Origin of the sequence: Rhodococcus sp. PD04 (assembly GCF_035918275.1) — a bacterium.
GTDB lineage: Bacteria > Actinomycetota > Actinomycetes > Mycobacteriales > Mycobacteriaceae > Rhodococcus > Rhodococcus rhodochrous.
Genome location: NZ_CP142143.1, coordinates 3,121,658 through 3,138,667, shown reverse-complemented (window position 1 = coordinate 3,138,667; position 17,010 = coordinate 3,121,658). Strand labels below are relative to the sequence as shown.

Genomic DNA, 17,010 nt, shown 5'->3' with positions numbered 1-17,010 from the left:
ACGTTCCACCCCTGCGACGCGCGGCGGGCGGGCTCGAATGCCCGCGCCGCGCGATCGCAAGCACCGCGACCGGACGAGTTTCACCTTTCGCAACAAATGGGGCCGGATCGGCATGTTCGGCGCTCTGGGCGTAGCCGTCGCGCAGTTGCTGTCCGTGCAGCTCGTCCAGGCCCCGACCCTGTCCGCCGAGGCGGCCAGCCAGCGCACCACCCGACTCGTCGAACCCGCGACCCGCGGCACCATCGCCGATCGCAACGGCGAACCACTCGCCTACACCATGGAGGCGAAGGCACTGACCTTCCAACCCGTGCGGGTGCGCAAGGAACTCGAGGAGGAACGCGCCAAGGATCCGTCCCGGCCCGAGGTCTCGGAATATCTCGAGGGCGTCGCGTCGGCGATCCACGACGCGCTCGGCGCTGCGGCGCCCGAGAAGGACGTGCTCGAGATGCTCGAGAGCGACGAGACCTTCGTGTACCTCGCTCGCGGTGTCGATCCGGGCGTCGCGGCGGAGATCGTCGACGAGTACGACAAGGTCGGCACCGAACGCCAGGACATCCGTCTGTATCCGGGCGGATCGCTCGCCGCCAATCTCGTCGGCGCGACCGGCTGGGACGGACACGGCCTGATCGGGCTCGAAGCGTCGATGGACGCCGTGCTGGCGGGTACCGACGGGTCGTCCACCTACGACCGCGGGTCCGACGGCGCCGTCATCCCGGGCAGCTGGCGCGACCGCCAGCCCGCCGTCGACGGTTCCTCCGTCGAGCTCACGATCGACAACGACCTGCAGTACCACGTGCAGCAGGAGGTGCAGCGCGCCAAGGACCTGTCCGGGGCGAAGAACGCCTCCGCCGTGGTGCTCGACGCGCACACCGGCGAAGTGCTCGCCATGTCGAACGACAGCACCTTCGACCCGTCGATCGGTGTCGCGAACAACCCGCCCGACGCCGAACAGGGCAATCTCGCGGTCAGTTCGCCGTTCGAGCCCGGATCCGTGAACAAGATCATCACTGCGGCCGCGGCGATCGAGGACGGTCTGACCCGCCCCGACGAGGTTCTGCAGGTCCCCGGCACGATCACCATGGCCGGCGCGACCGTCAAGGACGCCTGGGATCACGGGGTCGTGCCGTACACCACGACGGGTGTGTTCGGGAAGTCGTCGAACGTCGGCACGCTCATGCTCGCGGAGCGGATCGGTGAGGACCGCTTCGCCGAGATGCTGCGACTGTTCGGTCTCGGTCAGCGCACCGATGTCGGCCTGCCCGGCGAGTCGGCGGGTCTGCTGCCCAGCCGGGAGCAGTGGTCGGGTGGCACCTTCGCGAACCTTCCCATCGGCCAGGGTCTGTCGATGACGCTGCTGCAGATGACTGCGATCTACCAGACCATCGCGAACGACGGCGAGCGTGTCCCGCCGCGGGTCGTGCGGGCCACCGTCGCGCCGGACGGCACACGCACCGAGACGCCCCGCCCCGATCCGGTGCGGGTGGTGAGCCCGCAGACCGCCGCGACGGTGCGCGACATGTTCCGCTCCGTCGTCCAGTCCGATACCGGCAACCAGCAGGGCACCGGCGCGGGCGCCGCCATCGAGGGCTATCAGATCTCGGGCAAGACGGGCACCGCCCAGCAGATCGACCAGAACTGCAAGTGCTACTCGAACTCCGACTACTGGATCACCTTCGCCGGCATCGCGCCGTCCGACGATCCGCGCTACGTCGTGGGCATCATGCTCGACGCCCCGACCCGCAGCTCCGACGGCAGCGGTGGCCAATCGGCCGCGCCGCTGTTCCGCAACATCGCGTCGTGGTTGCTGCAGCGCGACGGCGTGCCGCTGTCGGCCGAACCGGAGAGCAAGTTGATCCTCCAGGTCGACTGACGAGGTGACCGTGGCGCCTCGGTAGGCTGACACGTCGGTAACGTGACACGACGATCGTCGCCGAGACCGCATCGGGAACGAACCCGGGAACATCCGTCGGAGTGCCTGCAGACGAGCTGCAGCGAAGCGAGAGGAAACTGGTGCCTGTGCCATCGAGTCCGGATCCGGCTCCTCCGGAGGAGGGGCGGAGACCCGAGCACCCACCGATGACGCAGATCTCGGTTCTCGCCGACGCCATCGGGGCGCGCGTCGAGATCGTCAATGCAGCCGCCGGAGATGATGCGGCCCGTGCGGCCGCGGTCACCGGCATCGACCTGCGCGCCCAGGGCATCCGCCCCGGCGACGTCTTCGCCGCGCTGCCCGGCGCGCGCGCCCACGGCGCCTCCTTCGCGGGCACCGCGCTCGAGCGCGGAGCGGTCGCCGTGCTGACCGACGAGGCCGGTCGCGATCTCGTCGCCGAGGCCACCTCGGATCCGGTCGCGGTCCTCGTCCATCCCGAGCCGCGTGCCGCGCTGGGGGCGGCGTCGGCCACCGTCTACGGACACCCCTCCCGGAGCATGCAGGTCATCGGCATCACGGGCACGTCCGGTAAGACCACGACCTCCTATCTCGTCGAGGCCGGCCTGGTCGCGGCCGGACGCGTCGTGGGTCTCGTCGGCACGGTGGAGACCCGGATCGAGGGGATCCGCGTGCCGAGCACCCTCACGACCCCCGAGGCGCCGCAGCTGCACGCACTGTTCGCCGTCATGCGCGAACGCGGTGTCGACACGGTCGTGATGGAGGTCTCCAGCCACGCCCTCGCGCTCGGTCGCGTGGACGCCACCGAGTTCGCCGTCGGCGGGTTCACCAACCTGTCCCAGGACCATCTCGACTTCCACAAGGACCTCGACGACTACTTCGGCGCGAAGGCCCGGCTGTTCGCCGAGGACTCGCCGGTCCGGGCCCAGCGCGCGGTGGTGTGCACCGACGACGCGTGGGGACGCCGCATGGCCGAGGTCGCTCGCGCCGGCCGCGACGACGCGACCGCAGTCCGCACGGTCACCACAGGTGGCGACAGTGCCACAGGTGACGACAGTGCCGCAGGTGACGCCGGTGGCGTCGGTGCCGCCGGTGCCGACTGGACGGTCACCGACGACGTCCCCGAAGAGACGGGCGTGCAGCAGTTCACCCTGACCGGTCCGGACGGGATCGCCCGCCGCGCCACCGTCGGCCTGCCGGGCCGCTACAACGTCACCAACGCCGCCCTCGCCGTGGCGCTCTGCGCCGAGGTGGGCGCCGACATCGACGCCGCGATCCGCGGTATCGCCGATGTCGCGGTGCCCGGCCGGGTCGAACGGGTCGAGCGCGGACAGGACTTCCTCGCCGTCGTCGACTACGCCCACAAGCCCGCGGCGCTCGAAGCGGTCATCGGAACCCTGCGCGCCGCGACCGAGGGACGCGTCGCCGTCGTCGTCGGTGCGGGCGGCGACCGCGACCGGACGAAGCGGCCGATCATGGGCGAGGTCGCGGCGCGAGCCGCCGATCTGGTGGTCGTGACCGACGACAACCCACGAACCGAGAACCCCGCCGCCATCCGCGCGGCCGTCCTCGACGGTGCGCACTCCGTGCCGCCGGCCGAACGTGGCGAGATCCTCGAGATCGGCGACCGCGCCGCGGCGATCGACGCCGCGGTCGCGTGGGCCCGCCCGGGCGACGTCGTCCTCGTCGCCGGCAAGGGCCACGAGACGGGGCAGGAGATCGACGGAGTGAAGCACCCCTTCGACGACCGCGAGGTCCTCGGTGCAGCTCTCGACAAGTACCGGACCGCAGGACCCGACGGTGACCATCCGCCTGCTGCGGGCGGTTCGCATCACGGAGGCAAGGCATGATCCCGATGACACTGGCTCGGATCGCGGAGGTCGTCGGGGGCACCCTGCACGACGTCGACGATCCGTCCGCCGAGGTGACCGGTTCCGTCGAGTTCGACTCGCGACGGATCGGTCCCGGCGGCCTGTTCCTGGCGCTGCCCGGTGCGCGCTCGGACGGGCACGATCACGCCGCGGCCGCCGTCGCCGCCGGTGCGGTCGCTGTCCTGGCCGCACGGCCGGTGGGTGTGCCCGCCATCGTGGTGCCGCCGATCCCGCCGACCGAGACCAACGCCCTCGCGCTCGAACACGACAGCGACGGATCCGGCGCGGCCGTGCTCGCCGGCCTCGCGAAGCTCGCCCGCACCGTGGTGGACACGCTCACCGACGCCGGCCTCACCGTCGTCGGTGTCACCGGTTCGGCGGGCAAGACGTCCACGAAGGACATGATCGCCGCCGTGCTCGCACCGCTCGGGCAGGTCGTCGCACCGCCCGGCTCGTTCAACAACGAACTCGGCCACCCCTGGACCGCGCTGCGCGCCACCGAATCCACCCGGTTCCTCGTCCTCGAGAAGTCGGCGCGGGGCCCCGGGCACATCGCGACCCTGACCCGCATCGCCCCGCCGCGGATCGGTGTCGTGCTCAACGTCGGTACCGCCCACCTCGGCGAGTTCGGTTCGCAGGAGGTCATCGCCAAGACGAAGGGCGAACTCGTCGAGGCGCTGCCCAGCGCCGCCGACGGGGGAGTGGCGATCCTCAACGCCGACGACACCCTCGTGTCGAAGATGGCGACGCGCACCACCGGTCGCGTGGTGACCGTCGGGACCGGGTCCGGTGCCGCCTATCGCGCCGAGGACATCCACCTCGACGATCAGGCGCGTGCGTCCTTCACCGCCGTTGTCCCCGGGGCCGACGGACAGGAGCGGCGCGTGCCGGTGCGCCTGGCCGTGCACGGCGAACACCAGATCGGCAACGCCCTGTCGGCGATCGCCGTCGCCGTGGAATGCGGTGCGACGGTCGAGCAGGCCGCCGAGGCGCTCGCGACGGCGGGTCCCGTCTCGGCGCACCGCATGGCGGTGCAGACCCGATCCGACGGGGTGACCGTCATCGACGACGCCTACAACGCCAATCCCGATTCCATGCGCGCAGCCGTGAAGGCCCTGGTCACCATGGCGCGGTCCGGTCCGGATCGCCGGCGCACCTTCGCGGTGCTGGGGGAGATGGCCGAGCTCGGGGACGACGCCGTCGTCGCCCACGACGCCATCGGACGTCTCGCCGTGCGCCTCGACGTCACCCGCATCATCGCCGTCGGTGCCACCCGGCCGGTCCGGGGTCTGTTCCAGGGCGCCGTGATGGAAGGATCGTGGGGTGAGGAAGCGAGCCACGTACCCGATGCCGACGCCGCGATCGCGTTGTTGCGCGACGAACTGCAACCGGGCGACATCGTGCTCGTGAAGGCATCGCAGTCCGTGGGACTGTGGACCGTCGCCGAGGCCGTCCTCGCGGACGATCCCGGTGCCGGAGACAACGACGCTGCTGTGGGGACGGAGGACGCCCGGTGAGACAGATCCTGTTCGCGGCGGGCATCGCGCTCGCAGTCTCGATCCTGCTCACCCCCGTCCTGATCAAGATGTTCTCCCGGCAGGGTTTCGGGCAGGAGATCCGGGTCGAGGGCCCGCAGAGCCACCAGTCCAAGCGCGGCACCCCGACCATGGGCGGCGTCGCGATCCTCGCCGGTCTGTGGGCCGGTTACTGGGGGTCGCATCTCATCGGTATGGGATACGACGCGGAAGGTCCCACGGCCTCGGGTCTGCTCGTGCTCGGCCTGACGACGGCGCTCGGCGGCGTCGGCTTCCTCGACGACTTCATCAAGATCCGCAAGCAGCGCAATCTCGGCCTGAACAAGACGGCCAAGCTGGTCGGCCAGCTGGTCGTCGCGGTGGGTTTCGGCATCCTCGCGCTGCAGTTCCGCAATGCGGACGGTCTCACCCCGGCCAGCACCGACCTGTCCTACGTGCGCGACATCGCCACGGTCTCGATGGGCTCGATCGTGTTCATCCTGTTCGTCTACCTGCTGGTCAGCGCATGGTCGAACGCGGTGAACCTCACCGACGGCCTCGACGGTCTCGCTGCCGGTTCGATGGCGCTGGTGCTCGGCGCTTACGTCATCATCACCTTCTGGCAGTACCGCAACGCGTGCGCCGTGGAGCCGACCGCCGGGTGCTACGACGTCCGCGACCCGCTCGACCTCGCGTTGCTGTGCGCCGCCGGCGCTGCCGCCTGCATCGGCTTCCTGTGGTGGAACGCCGCACCGGCCAAGATCTTCATGGGCGACACGGGCTCGCTCGCCCTCGGCGGCATGCTCGCCGGTCTGTCCATCACGACCCGCACCGAGCTGCTCATGGTGGTCATCGGCGCGCTGTTCGTCGCGGAGGCCGCCTCGGTGGTCATCCAGGTCGCGGTCTTCCGGTCCAGCCGCAGGCGGGTGTTCCGGATGGCACCCTTCCACCACCACTTCGAACTCGGCGGATGGGCCGAGACCACGGTGATCATCCGGTTCTGGTTGCTCGCCGCCATCGCCTCGGCGATCGGTCTGGCCCTCTTCTACAGCGAATACCTCGCGGCGATCGGGGACTGACCGTGAACGACGAACTCGAACGGCTCAGAGGACGGGCGGTGCTCGTCGCCGGGGCAGGGGTCTCCGGCCGCGCGACGATCGAACCCCTCACCGATCTCGGCGCCCACGTCACCGTCACCGACCGCAACGAGCGCGCACTGGCCGAGTGCGCGGCGCTCGGCGCCCGGACGGTCGACCTCGACAGCCTCGTCGACGACCCCGCTGCGCTGCGCGAGTTCGCCCTGGTGGTCACGAGTCCCGGATTCCCGCCCGACGCCCCGCTGCTCTCGCGCGCGGCCGGCGCGGCGATCCCCATCTGGGGCGACATCGAACTGTCCTGGCGCATCGACCGCGCCGAGGTCTACGGACCGGCCCGTCGGTGGCTGGTCGTCACCGGGACGAACGGCAAGACCACCACGACCATGATGCTGCACGCGATCCTCGAGGCCGCCGGTCTCGGCAGCGTCGCGTGCGGCAACATCGGTCTTCCCGTGCTCGACGCCCTGCGCCGCGACGAACCGCGGGCCGACGTCCTCGCCGTGGAGTTGTCGTCCTTCCAGCTGCACTGGGCGCCCTCGGTTCGGCCCGAGGCCGGTGTCGTGCTCAACATCGCCGAGGACCATCTCGACTGGCACGGCGGCATCGAGAACTACATCGAGGCCAAACTCGGTGCCCTCACCGGAGCCGTCGGGGTCATCGGTCTCGACGACCCGATCGCCGGTGGTCTCGGCGACCGGTCCCGTGCCGTGGTCACCGTGGGCTTCACCCTGGGCTATCCGCAGGAAGGCGAGCTCGGGATCAGCGGCGAACTGCTCGTGGATCGGGCGTTCGCCGATTCCGCCGTGCTCGCCCGGGTGGACGACGTGACGCCGCCCGGCCCCGCCGGACTGTCCGATGCACTCGCGGCCGCCGCCCTCGCCCGGGCCATCGACGTGCCCGCCTCGGCGGTGCACGACGGCCTGCGACGGCACCGCGTGGGCCCGCACCGCGCCGCGCCCGTGGGGCAGGTCGACGGCGTCGAGTACATCGACGACTCGAAGGCGACCAATCCGCACGCGGCCCGCAGTTCGCTGCTCGCCCGCGACCGCGTGGTGTGGATCGCCGGTGGTCTGCTCAAGGGCGCCCGGGTGGACGACCTGGTCGCCGAGGTGGCACCGCGACTGTCCGGAGCCGTGCTGCTCGGCCGCGACGCCGGCGAAATCGCCGACGCGCTGGCGCGACACGCCCCGCAGGTCCCGGTCGTCGTCGTGGACACGGGCGACGATGAAGCGATGACCGATGCGACGAGCGAGACCGACACCGCCTCGGTGAGGAGGGTCGCGGCGCCGGGCGCCGACGGCCCCGCCGCTATGCGCGTGGCGGTCCGGGAAGCGGCCGCTCTCGCCTCGCCGGGGGAGACGGTGCTGCTCGCGCCGGCCGCGGCATCGCTCGACATGTTCGCCGATTACGCCGAACGCGGCAGGAGCTTCGCGTCCGCGGTCGAGGAACTCCGCGGGGGCGGGACGCAACCGTGACCCCTCGGGCAGGAGCGACCCGAACAGGGGCGACCACCGACGAACCGGTGGTCGGAGTACGCGGGCGCTTCGGGGCCTGGATGGCGCGACCGCTTGCGTCCTTCCACCTCGTGGTGACGATCGCCGTCCTGCTCACCGTGCTCGGACTCGTCATGGTGCTGTCGTCGTCGAGCGTCGGCGCGGTGGCCGCGGCAGGATCGGCCTACGGACTGTTCACCTCGCAGGTGATCTTCGCCGTCCTCGGCATGGTGATCTTCTACATCGCGCTGCAGATCCCGGTCCGTCTGATGCGACGCTTCGCCTTCCCGGCGTTCGCGTTCTCGGTGGTACTGCTCGTGCTCGTGCTCATACCGGGCATCGGTACGGTCTCGCAGGGCACCCGTGGCTGGTTCGTCATCGCCGGTATCTCGTTGCAGCCGGCGGAGATCGCCAAGATCACCCTTGCCGTGTGGGGTGCGCACCTGCTCGCCTCCCGGCGCGGCGAGAACTCGACGCTCCGCGAGATGCTCGTCCCGCTCGTCCCGGCCGCCCTGCTCGTGACCGGCCTGATCGTGCTCCAGCCCGACCTCGGCACCACCGTCTCGATCGTGATCATCGTGATCGCCCTGTTGTGGTTCGCGGGACTGCCGCTCAAGGTGTTCCTCGGGATCGTCGGCACGGCCGCCACACTCGCGGTGATCCTGGCCCTGACGGCCGGCTACCGCTCGCAGCGTGTGCGGGCCTTCTTCAACCCCGGCGACGACCCGCAGGGTGCCGGTTACCAGGCGCGACAGGCGAAGTTCTCGCTCGCGGACGGCGGCCTGTGGGGGCGTGGGCTCGGTCAGAGCCGCGCGAAGTGGAGCTATCTGCCCAACGCCCACAACGACTTCATCTTCGCGATCATCGGTGAGGAACTCGGCTTCCTCGGTGGAGTGGCCGTCATCGGCCTGTTCGGTCTGTTCGCCTATGTCGGACTGCGGATCGCGATGCGCTCGGCCGACCCCTTCCTGCGCCTGTTCACCGCGACGGCGACGACGTGGATCATCGGCCAGGCCTTCATCAACATCGGTTACGTCGTGGGACTGCTGCCCGTGACCGGCCTGCAGTTGCCGCTCGTGTCGGCCGGTGGCACTTCCACGGCCACCACCCTGCTGATGTTCGGTTTGATCGCGAACGCGGCCAGACACGAACCCGAGGCGATCGCCGCGCTACACGCGGGGCAGGACGGCCGGTTCGCGCGACTGCTGCGTCTGCGCAAGCCGGAGGCCTACCGGGCCGGTCGCTCCTCGGCGGCGCGTACGGTCGCAGCACGACAGCCGCGAGCGCGGGCCGCGGCACCCGAGCGCAGTGCCCGCCCCGCGTCGGGTGGTGGGGGATCGCGCACGCGGAAGCCCCAGGTGCCGAACGAGCGGCAACGGAGAGCCGCGCAGGACCGCCGGGGATCGGCGGGCCGGACGGAACCCCGGGAGGGGACCGGCCGGGCCCGGCGTGCACAACCTGCGCGCGAACCGGCTCGGGGCCGGCAGCAGACGAACCGCACGACACGCGGATCGAACGGACGAAGCGGAGAGAGAGGGAACCGTAGGTGAGTGGGGAGAGGCCGGCACTGTCGGTGGTGGTGGCCGGAGGCGGCACGGCCGGTCATATCGAACCGGCACTCGCGGTGGCCGACGCCGTCCGCGCGCTCGTGCCCGACGCGCGGATCACCGCGCTCGGCACCGAACGGGGACTCGAGACGACGCTGGTGCCCCGCCGCGGGTATCCCCTCGAACTCATCCCACCGGTGCCGCTGCCCCGTAAGCCGACGATGGACCTGCTGAAGCTACCGGGGCGGGTCGTCTCGTCGGTGCGCCGCACCCGGCAGATCCTCGACGAGGTCGACGCCGACGTCGTCGTCGGTTTCGGCGGGTACGTGGCGCTGCCCGCCTATCTCGCGGCCGGGGCCGGTCCGTTGCGTCGACGCCGGCGCATCCCGGTCGTCGTCCACGAGGCCAATGCGAGCGCGGGCATCGCCAACCGGATCGGTGCCCTGCGGGCCGAGCGTGTGCTCGCCGCCGTCCCGCGCTCGGGAATCGTCCGGCGTGGCGACGCGCAGATCGTGGGGATCCCGGTCCGCTCGTCGATCACCGGTCTCGACCGCGCCGGGCTGCGCGCGGAGGCACGACGGCACTTCGGTCTGCCCGACGACGTGCCCGTGCTGCTCGTCTTCGGCGGGTCGCAGGGTGCACGCTCGCTGAACGAGGCCGTGTCCGGTGCGTCCTCGGCGCTCGCGGAGGCCGGCATCGCCGTGCTGCACGCGCACGGACCGAAGAACACCGTGGACATTCCCGCTCACCCCGGACACGCCCGCGCGCCGTACGTCGCCGTGCCCTATCTCGAACGGATGGACCTCGCGTACTCCGCCGCCGACGCGGTGGTGTGCCGGTCCGGGGCCATGACGGTCGCGGAGGTCTCGGCGGTGGGTCTGCCCGCCGTGTACGTGCCGCTCCCGCACGGGAACGGTGAACAGGAACTCAACGCCCGCCCCGTCGTCGAGGCCGGCGGTGGCAGGATCGTCGCCGACGGCGACCTGAGTTCGGACTATGTCGCCACGGAAGTGGTGTCGCTGCTCGGCGACGAGCGGAGACTCGTGGAGATGGGGCGCAGCGCCGCGGCCGCCGGCCACCGCAGTGCCGCGGACGAGATGGCGCGCATAGTGCTCGAGGTTGCCGGAGTGGAACCGAACAGGAGTGAACGATGAGTGCGCAGTTGCCCGCCGAGCTTGAGCGGGTGCACATGGTCGGTATCGGCGGTGCCGGGATGTCGGGCATCGCCCGGATCCTGCTCGCCCGTGGGGGACAGGTATCGGGTTCCGACGCGAAGGAGAGCCGCGGTGTGCTCGCGCTGCGGGCCCGCGGCGCGCAGGTCCGCATCGGCCACGCCGCCGAGGCTCTCGACCTGCTCGAGGGTGGTCCCACCGCCCTGGTCACGACGTTCGCGGCCATCCCGAAGGACAATCCCGAACTGGTCGCCGCCCGCGAGCGGGGCATCCCGATCCTGTTGCGCCCCGCGGTCCTCGCCTCGCTGATGCGAGGGAACCGCACGTTCCTGGTCTCCGGCACCCACGGCAAGACCTCCACGACGTCGATGCTCGTCGTCGCGCTGCAGCACTGCGGCTTCGATCCGTCCTTCGCGGTCGGCGGTGAACTCAACGAATCCGGGACCAACGCCCACCACGGCAGCGGGGACGTCTTCGTCGCCGAAGCCGACGAGAGCGACGGCTCGCTGTTGCAGTACGACCCGAACACCGTGATCGTCACGAACATCGAGGCCGACCACCTCGACTACTTCGGCACGCCGGAGGCGTACACGGCGGTCTTCGACGAGTTCGTCGCCCGCATCGCCCCCGGCGGCCTGCTCGTCGTCTGCCTCGACGATCCCGGCTCGGCGGCCCTCGCCGAACGCGTCGTCGCCCTCGGCCGCGACGACCTGCGGGTGCAGGGTTACGGCACCGCCGACGTCATCGGCACCGCGGGCGACCACCGCGGCGTTCCCGTCGGGGTGCGGCTGCTCGGCTGGGAGGCCAAGGACGTCGGCGGCGTCGCCGAGTTCCACCTCGCGGGTGAGGATTCGCCGCGCACCGTGCGACTGTCCGTCCCCGGCCGGCACATGGCGCTCAATGCTCTCGCCGCGCTGCTTGCGGCGCTCGAAGCGGGAGCGCAGGTCGACGAGGCGCTGGAGGGCCTCGCCGGCTTCGGTGGTGTCCACAGGAGGTTCCAGTACACCGGCCGCGAACACGGCGTGCGGGTGTTCGACGACTACGCCCACCATCCCACCGAGGTCCGCGCGGTCCTCGCGGCCGCGGCCGAACTCGTCGCGGGAGAGCCGCTGCGCTACACCGAGACCGGCACCGAACGACCCCGCGTGATCGTCGTCTTCCAGCCGCATCTCTACTCGCGCACCGAGGCGTTCGCCACCGAGTTCGGGCAGGCGCTCGACCTCGCCGACGAGGTCGTGGTGCTCGACGTCTACGGCGCCCGCGAGGAACCGATCCCCGGTGTCAGCGGTGCGCTGGTCGCGCGGGCGGTGAGCAAGCCTGTGCACTACCAGCCGAATCTGTCCGCGGTGCCGCGGCAGGTCGCGCGTCTGACCCGGCCGGGTGATGTCGTGATCACGATGGGTGCCGGTGACGTCACGATGCTGGGCCGGCAGATCCTCGACGCGCTGCACAGCAAACCGGGTCGTTTCCGTCCGGCCGGGGCGGTTCCCGAGCCCGGCGGATTCCGCGCACCCGGCGGTTCCGGACCGGGGCCGATCGGCTCGTGACGCCCGCCGCCGTCTCGTCACGCCGCCGCCGCGGGCGACCGTCACGCGAATCCCGTGATCCCGATGAAGCCCGCGAACGCAGTACCGCCCGGCGCCCGTCCGGGCGGTCGGTGCGCTTGCGGACCGTGCTCGTCGGGGCGGCTGTCGTCGCGGTGCTCCTCGGTGCCATCGCGGTGGCCTGGCTGTCGCCGTTGTTGTCCGTGCGGGTGATCGAGGTGGACGGGATCGAGGTCGTCACCTACGACGAGGTGGTCGACGCGCTCGCGGTCGCCGAGGGCACGCCGCTGCTCCGGGTCGACACGGCCGCGGCGGCCCAGCGGGTCGCCACGATTCCGCGCGCGGCGTCGGCCCGGGTCCAGCGGGTCTATCCCTCCACCGTTCGGGTGACGGTGACCGAGCGCGAGGCGATGGTCTTCTTCGACGCCCCCGACGGCACCCATTCGGTCGATATCGAGGGAGTGGACTTCGCGGTCGAACCGCCCCCGATGTTCACGCCCCGCCTCGTCACCCCGACGCCGGGCACCGGCGATCCCGCGACCCGCGCCGCCGTGGAGGTGCTCGACAAGTTGCCGCCCGACCTGCGCGTGCAGGTGGAGACGGTCGAAGCGCCCTCCTCGTCCGACATCTCGATCGTCCTCACCGACGGGCGTGTCGTGGTGTGGGGTGGGACCGATCGTTCCGAGCGGAAGGCGGCGGTCGTCGGCCCGCTGCTGACGCAGCCGGGGGAGCGGTTCGACGTGGCGAGTCCCGACCTGCCGACGGTGAGGTGAGGGATCGACGAAATTCGTCCGGCGTGTCCGGCGCGTCTACTGGCTAATCCCGGTACCCGTGCCATAGCGTTTCGGACAGTCGCGTTACTTGACATAACCTTCAAGCTGTGGTTGAGGGTTTGTCGGGGCAGCGCGCTGCGGAGCCGTCCGCCCGACCGGCGGACGTGACCGACATCGAGCCAGACCCAGACCCAGCACCACCCAGACCCGAGCACCACCCGGACACCATGCACCACCCGGAACTTCAGGAAGGCGAGAGCACATGACGCCCCCGCACAACTACCTCGCCGTAATCAAGGTCGTCGGTATCGGCGGTGGCGGCGTGAACGCGGTCAACCGCATGATCGAGCAGGGACTCAAGGGAGTCGAGTTCATTGCCGTCAACACCGACGCGCAAGCTCTGCTCATGTCGGATGCCGACGTCAAGCTCGACGTCGGCCGCGAACTGACCCGCGGACTCGGCGCCGGCGCAGACCCGGAGGTCGGCCGCAAGGCCGCCGAGGATCACAAGGACGAGATCGAAGAGGTGCTCAAGGGCGCCGACATGGTCTTCGTGACCGCAGGCGAGGGTGGTGGAACCGGTACCGGCGGCGCTCCCGTCGTCGCGAGCATCGCCCGCAAGCTCGGCGCGCTCACCGTCGGTGTCGTCACGCGTCCGTTCTCGTTCGAGGGCAAGCGCCGCGGCAGCCAGGCCGACACCGGCATCCAGACGCTGCGCGAGTCCTGCGACACGCTCATCGTCATCCCCAACGACCGGCTCCTCCAGCTCGGCGATGCCGCCGTCAGCCTCATGGACGCCTTCCGCTCCGCCGACGAGGTGCTCCTCAACGGTGTCCAGGGCATCACCGACCTCATCACCACCCCGGGTCTGATCAACGTCGACTTCGCCGACGTCAAGGGCGTCATGTCGGGTGCCGGCTCCGCATTGATGGGCATCGGCTCCTCGCGCGGTGAGGGTCGTGCGATCAAGGCCGCGGAGGCCGCGATCAACTCGCCGCTGCTCGAGGCGTCGATGGAAGGCGCGCGCGGCGTGCTGCTGTCGATCGCCGGCGGATCCGATCTCGGCCTGTTCGAGATCAACGAGGCCGCCTCGCTCGTGCAGGAGGCAGCGCACATCGATGCCAACATCATCTTCGGCACGGTCATCGACGACTCGCTCGGCGACGAGGTCCGCGTGACCGTCATCGCCGCCGGCTTCGAGGGCGGAACGCCCGCCCGCCGTCCCGTCGAGGTGGGCCAGCAGCAACCGGGTCAGCAGTCGGGCCAGGGGCAGCAGCCGCAGCAGCAACAGCCGGCCGGTCGGCCCGGTGCGATCGGCGTCGCGCGTGCCGGCGAGCTCGGCCGTCCCGAGCGCGAGACGGTCGAACCCACCCCGGTGCGCGACCAGCCCCCCGTCGGCAACCAGCCGCCGGCCGGAGGCGGCCACGCACCCCGCAGCGTGGACATCGACGACGACGGCGACGACGACGTCGACGTGCCGATCTTCATGCGCCGTTGACGGCTCCGCACCGCCTGCTGCGCGCCCGCCGGGTCGTGACCACACGAGCCGGCGGGGTCTCCGCACCTCCGTACGACAGTTTCAACCTCGCCGACCACGTCGGTGACGACCCGGCCGCAGTCGCCGCCAACCGGCGGCGGCTCGCGTCCGTCCTCGGGCTGCCGCCGGAGCGGTTTGTCTGGATGGAACAGATCCACAGCCGCAACGTCACCGTGGTCGACGGGCCGGTGTCCGAACCCGTTCCCGCCACCGATGCGCTCGTCACGCGCGAGACCGGGCTCGCGCTCGTGACCCTCAGCGCCGACTGCGTGTCGATCCTGCTGTCCGACGAGGTGGCCGGGGTGATCGCCGCCGTGCACGCCGGCCGGGTGGGGGCGCGCATCGGGATCCTCCCGCGCGTGCTCGACGTCATGGTCGATCTCGGCGCCCGCCCCGATCGCATCGGCGCGTTGCTCGGGCCCGCTGCGAGCGGACGACAGTACGAGGTGCCCGCGGCGATGAGGGCCGATGTCGAGGCTCACCTGCCCGGCAGCGCGACCCGCACGAACCGCGGTACTCCGGGACTCGACCTGCGTGCCGGACTGCGCCGCCAACTCGCCGACCACGGCGTGACCGCCGTGGCGGAGGATCCGCGCTGCACGATCGAGGACACCTCGCTGTTCAGCCACCGGCGCTCGGCACCTACGGGCCGCTTCGCCTCGGTCGTCTGGCTCGAGGAGGCCGGCGAGGAGGGAACGGCGTGAGCGCCCCTACCTCCGAGAACCGGCGCGACGAACTCGCCGGGCGTCTCGCCGCCGTCCGCGAGCGACTCGACGCCGCGGCACGCGCCGCCGGCCGTGATCCGTCGGACGTCGCCTTGCTGACGGTCACCAAGTTCTTTCCCGCGTCCGACGCCGTGCTTCTCCACGAGCTGGGATGCGAACGTTTCGGCGAGTCCCGCGAGCAGGAGGCGAGCGCGAAGATCGCCGAGTTCCGGGAGAGCGTCACCGCGCCGGTCGAGTGGCACATGATCGGGCGGGTGCAGCGCAACAAGGCCCGCGCGGTCGTCCGCTGGGCGCATACGGTGCACTCGGTCGACAGTCTCCGTCTCGTGCAGGCCTTCGAGAAGGGGGTGCGGGCGGCCCTCGACGCCGGCGAACGCACCGCACCGCTCCGGGCGCTGCTGCAGGTCAGCCTCGACGGCGACCGTGAGCGTGGTGGCGTGGTGGCCGAGGATCTGCCCGCCCTCGCGGAGGCGGTCGCCGCGTCCGAGGTCCTCGAACTCGGAGGCCTGATGGGGGTGCCGCCGCTCGGGTGGGAGCCCGAGCGGGCATTCGAGCTGCTGCACGGCATGCATGCACGGTTGCTGCAGGACCACCCGGCGGCGGTGGAGCTGTCCGCGGGCATGTCGGGTGACCTCGAGCACGCGGTTCGATGGGGTTCGACGTGCGTGCGTGTCGGAACGGCGGTCTTGGGGTATCGACCGTTAGCCTGAATGACATCCGCCGCGCGAGGGAAAGGCGATCGATGAGCACACTCCACAAGTTCAAGGCGTACTTCGGGATGGTGCCGCTCGAGGATTACGAGGACGAGTACCTCGACGATCCGGCGAGTGGCCGCCGTGACCGCGATCGCGACTACGGCGACGCGCCCTACGGCGGCTACGCCCCGTCGCACCGCGAGGAACCGGTCCGCGAGTTCGAGCACGACGAATTCGACCGGTACGAGCCGGCGCCGCGTCCGCGGGTCGAGCCCATCACGGCCCGCAGCCCTCGTCCGGCGCCCACCCCGGCCCGCGCGGTTCCCAGCCGCGCACCACTGACGGCGGAGAGCCGACTCGAGCGTGCCGAGCCCCGGCGTGGTGCGCTGTTCGACGAGGGAGGTCCGTTGTCCAAGATCACCACGTTGCGCCCCCGCGACTACAGCGAGGCGCGCACGATCGGTGAGCGTTTCCGCGACGGAACGCCGGTCATCATGGACCTCGTCGAGATGAGCAACGCCGACGCCAAGCGCCTCGTCGACTTCGCGGCCGGGCTCGCCTTCGCGCTGCGCGGTTCGTTCGACAAGGTGGCTACGAAGGTCTTCCTGCTCTCGCCCGCCGACATCGACGTCTCCGCCGAGGAACGTCGGCGTATCGCCGAGACCGGCTTCTACAACCAGCAGTAGTCGACGCGCGCTGCGCGGGCGTGCACACGGCACGTCCGTCGCCGCATGCCCGTCGCCGTCCCTCGAGCGTCCCGACACGCCCGGCCATGATGCAGATCACTGCAGGCCGGGCGTTTCGGTTTTGATCGACCCGTCATCGTCGGGCATTGTGGGCAGGTGGCCGTTTTCGAGGTGCTGTGGTTCCTGCTGTTCATCTTCTGGCTTCTGCTGATCGGACGGATCATCGTCGAGTTCATCAGAACCTTCGCGCGGGAGTGGAAGCCGTCCGGCTTCGTGGTCGTCGTTCTCGAGGCGATCTTCACGGTCACGGATCCGCCGGTGAAGCTGCTGCGGAGACTGATTCCTCCGCTCAATCTCGGTGGTGTACGGCTCGATCTGTCCATCATGGTCTTGCTGTTCATCGTGTATTTCCTCATGGCATTCCTGCCCAGGGGCGGCGCAGCATGATGCCTTCGTCCGGCGTCGTGT

At 70.8% G+C, this 17,010-nt stretch carries 14 protein-coding genes; all 14 read left to right on the top strand.

Annotation, left to right across the window (positions count from 1 at the left end; genetic code table 11):
- The first annotated feature begins 37 nt into the window (after nucleotides 1-37).
- Nucleotides 38-1,870, top strand: a complete 1,833-nt coding sequence (locus U9J23_RS14465; RefSeq protein WP_059380948.1) for a peptidoglycan D,D-transpeptidase FtsI family protein — start codon at nucleotides 38-40, stop codon at nucleotides 1,868-1,870.
- Nucleotides 1,871-2,076: 206 nt separating this feature from the next.
- Nucleotides 2,077-3,738 (top strand): UDP-N-acetylmuramoyl-L-alanyl-D-glutamate--2,6-diaminopimelate ligase, encoded by a 1,662-nt coding sequence (locus tag U9J23_RS14460; RefSeq protein WP_326598556.1) that lies wholly within the window; start codon nucleotides 2,077-2,079, stop codon nucleotides 3,736-3,738.
- A complete protein-coding gene (locus U9J23_RS14455) occupies nucleotides 3,735-5,276 on the top strand; it encodes a UDP-N-acetylmuramoyl-tripeptide--D-alanyl-D-alanine ligase (RefSeq protein ID WP_059380950.1) in 1,542 nt (513 codons plus the stop codon). Before U9J23_RS14460 ends, U9J23_RS14455 begins: the two co-directional genes overlap by 4 nt.
- A complete protein-coding gene (mraY, locus tag U9J23_RS14450) occupies nucleotides 5,273-6,352 on the top strand; it encodes a phospho-N-acetylmuramoyl-pentapeptide-transferase (RefSeq protein ID WP_016693810.1) in 1,080 nt (359 codons plus the stop codon). The genes U9J23_RS14455 and mraY overlap by 4 nt, the downstream gene beginning before the upstream one ends.
- A 2-nt stretch (nucleotides 6,353-6,354) precedes the next feature.
- Nucleotides 6,355-7,845, top strand: coding sequence for a UDP-N-acetylmuramoyl-L-alanine--D-glutamate ligase (murD, locus tag U9J23_RS14445; protein ID WP_085468388.1), 1,491 nt, complete (start codon nucleotides 6,355-6,357; stop codon nucleotides 7,843-7,845).
- An 80-nt stretch (nucleotides 7,846-7,925) separates the two neighbouring features.
- Nucleotides 7,926-9,413: a putative lipid II flippase FtsW gene (ftsW, locus tag U9J23_RS14440; protein WP_059380951.1), complete on the top strand. Its 1,488-nt coding sequence runs from the start codon at nucleotides 7,926-7,928 to the stop codon at nucleotides 9,411-9,413.
- The gene (murG, locus tag U9J23_RS14435) at nucleotides 9,410-10,564 is read left to right on the top strand and encodes an undecaprenyldiphospho-muramoylpentapeptide beta-N-acetylglucosaminyltransferase (protein ID WP_059380952.1); all 1,155 of its coding nucleotides are present in this window, start codon (nucleotides 9,410-9,412) and stop codon (nucleotides 10,562-10,564) included. The genes ftsW and murG overlap by 4 nt, the downstream gene beginning before the upstream one ends.
- Nucleotides 10,561-12,129 (top strand): UDP-N-acetylmuramate--L-alanine ligase, encoded by a 1,569-nt coding sequence (gene murC / locus U9J23_RS14430; RefSeq protein ID WP_059380953.1) that lies wholly within the window; start codon nucleotides 10,561-10,563, stop codon nucleotides 12,127-12,129. Before murG ends, murC begins: the two co-directional genes overlap by 4 nt.
- Nucleotides 12,126-12,899 (top strand): cell division protein FtsQ/DivIB, encoded by a 774-nt coding sequence (locus U9J23_RS14425; protein WP_370670832.1) that lies wholly within the window; start codon nucleotides 12,126-12,128, stop codon nucleotides 12,897-12,899. Before murC ends, U9J23_RS14425 begins: the two co-directional genes overlap by 4 nt.
- A 262-nt stretch (nucleotides 12,900-13,161) precedes the next feature.
- Nucleotides 13,162-14,397: a cell division protein FtsZ gene (ftsZ, locus tag U9J23_RS14420; RefSeq protein ID WP_059380954.1), complete on the top strand. Its 1,236-nt coding sequence runs from the start codon at nucleotides 13,162-13,164 to the stop codon at nucleotides 14,395-14,397.
- The gene (gene pgeF / locus U9J23_RS14415; RefSeq protein ID WP_085468387.1) at nucleotides 14,394-15,140 is read left to right on the top strand and encodes a peptidoglycan editing factor PgeF; all 747 of its coding nucleotides are present in this window, start codon (nucleotides 14,394-14,396) and stop codon (nucleotides 15,138-15,140) included. The genes ftsZ and pgeF overlap by 4 nt, the downstream gene beginning before the upstream one ends.
- Complete coding sequence (locus U9J23_RS14410; RefSeq protein WP_059380956.1) at nucleotides 15,137-15,871, top strand: YggS family pyridoxal phosphate-dependent enzyme; 735 nt, start codon at nucleotides 15,137-15,139, stop codon at nucleotides 15,869-15,871. The genes pgeF and U9J23_RS14410 overlap by 4 nt, the downstream gene beginning before the upstream one ends.
- Nucleotides 15,872-15,903: 32 nt before the next feature.
- Complete coding sequence (locus U9J23_RS14405; RefSeq protein ID WP_085468386.1) at nucleotides 15,904-16,542, top strand: cell division protein SepF; 639 nt, start codon at nucleotides 15,904-15,906, stop codon at nucleotides 16,540-16,542.
- A 156-nt stretch (nucleotides 16,543-16,698) separates the two neighbouring features.
- Nucleotides 16,699-16,989: a YggT family protein gene (locus tag U9J23_RS14400; protein WP_006554132.1), complete on the top strand. Its 291-nt coding sequence runs from the start codon at nucleotides 16,699-16,701 to the stop codon at nucleotides 16,987-16,989.
- The last annotated feature ends 21 nt before the right edge of the window (nucleotides 16,990-17,010 follow it).

What these genes read in the sequence shown, in the direction of transcription:
- U9J23_RS14465 (WP_059380948.1), top strand. Translation starts at nt 38, where the DNA reads ATGCCCGCGCCGCGCGATCGCAAGCACCGCGACCGGACGAGTTTCACC.
- U9J23_RS14460 (WP_326598556.1), top strand. Translation starts at nt 2,077, where the DNA reads ATGACGCAGATCTCGGTTCTCGCCGACGCCATCGGGGCGCGCGTCGAG.
- U9J23_RS14455 (WP_059380950.1), top strand. Translation starts at nt 3,735, where the DNA reads ATGATCCCGATGACACTGGCTCGGATCGCGGAGGTCGTCGGGGGCACC.
- ftsW (WP_059380951.1), top strand. Translation starts at nt 7,926, where the DNA reads ATGGCGCGACCGCTTGCGTCCTTCCACCTCGTGGTGACGATCGCCGTC.
- murC (WP_059380953.1), top strand. Translation starts at nt 10,561, where the DNA reads ATGAGTGCGCAGTTGCCCGCCGAGCTTGAGCGGGTGCACATGGTCGGT.
- ftsZ (WP_059380954.1), top strand. Translation starts at nt 13,162, where the DNA reads ATGACGCCCCCGCACAACTACCTCGCCGTAATCAAGGTCGTCGGTATC.
- U9J23_RS14405 (WP_085468386.1), top strand. Translation starts at nt 15,904, where the DNA reads ATGAGCACACTCCACAAGTTCAAGGCGTACTTCGGGATGGTGCCGCTC.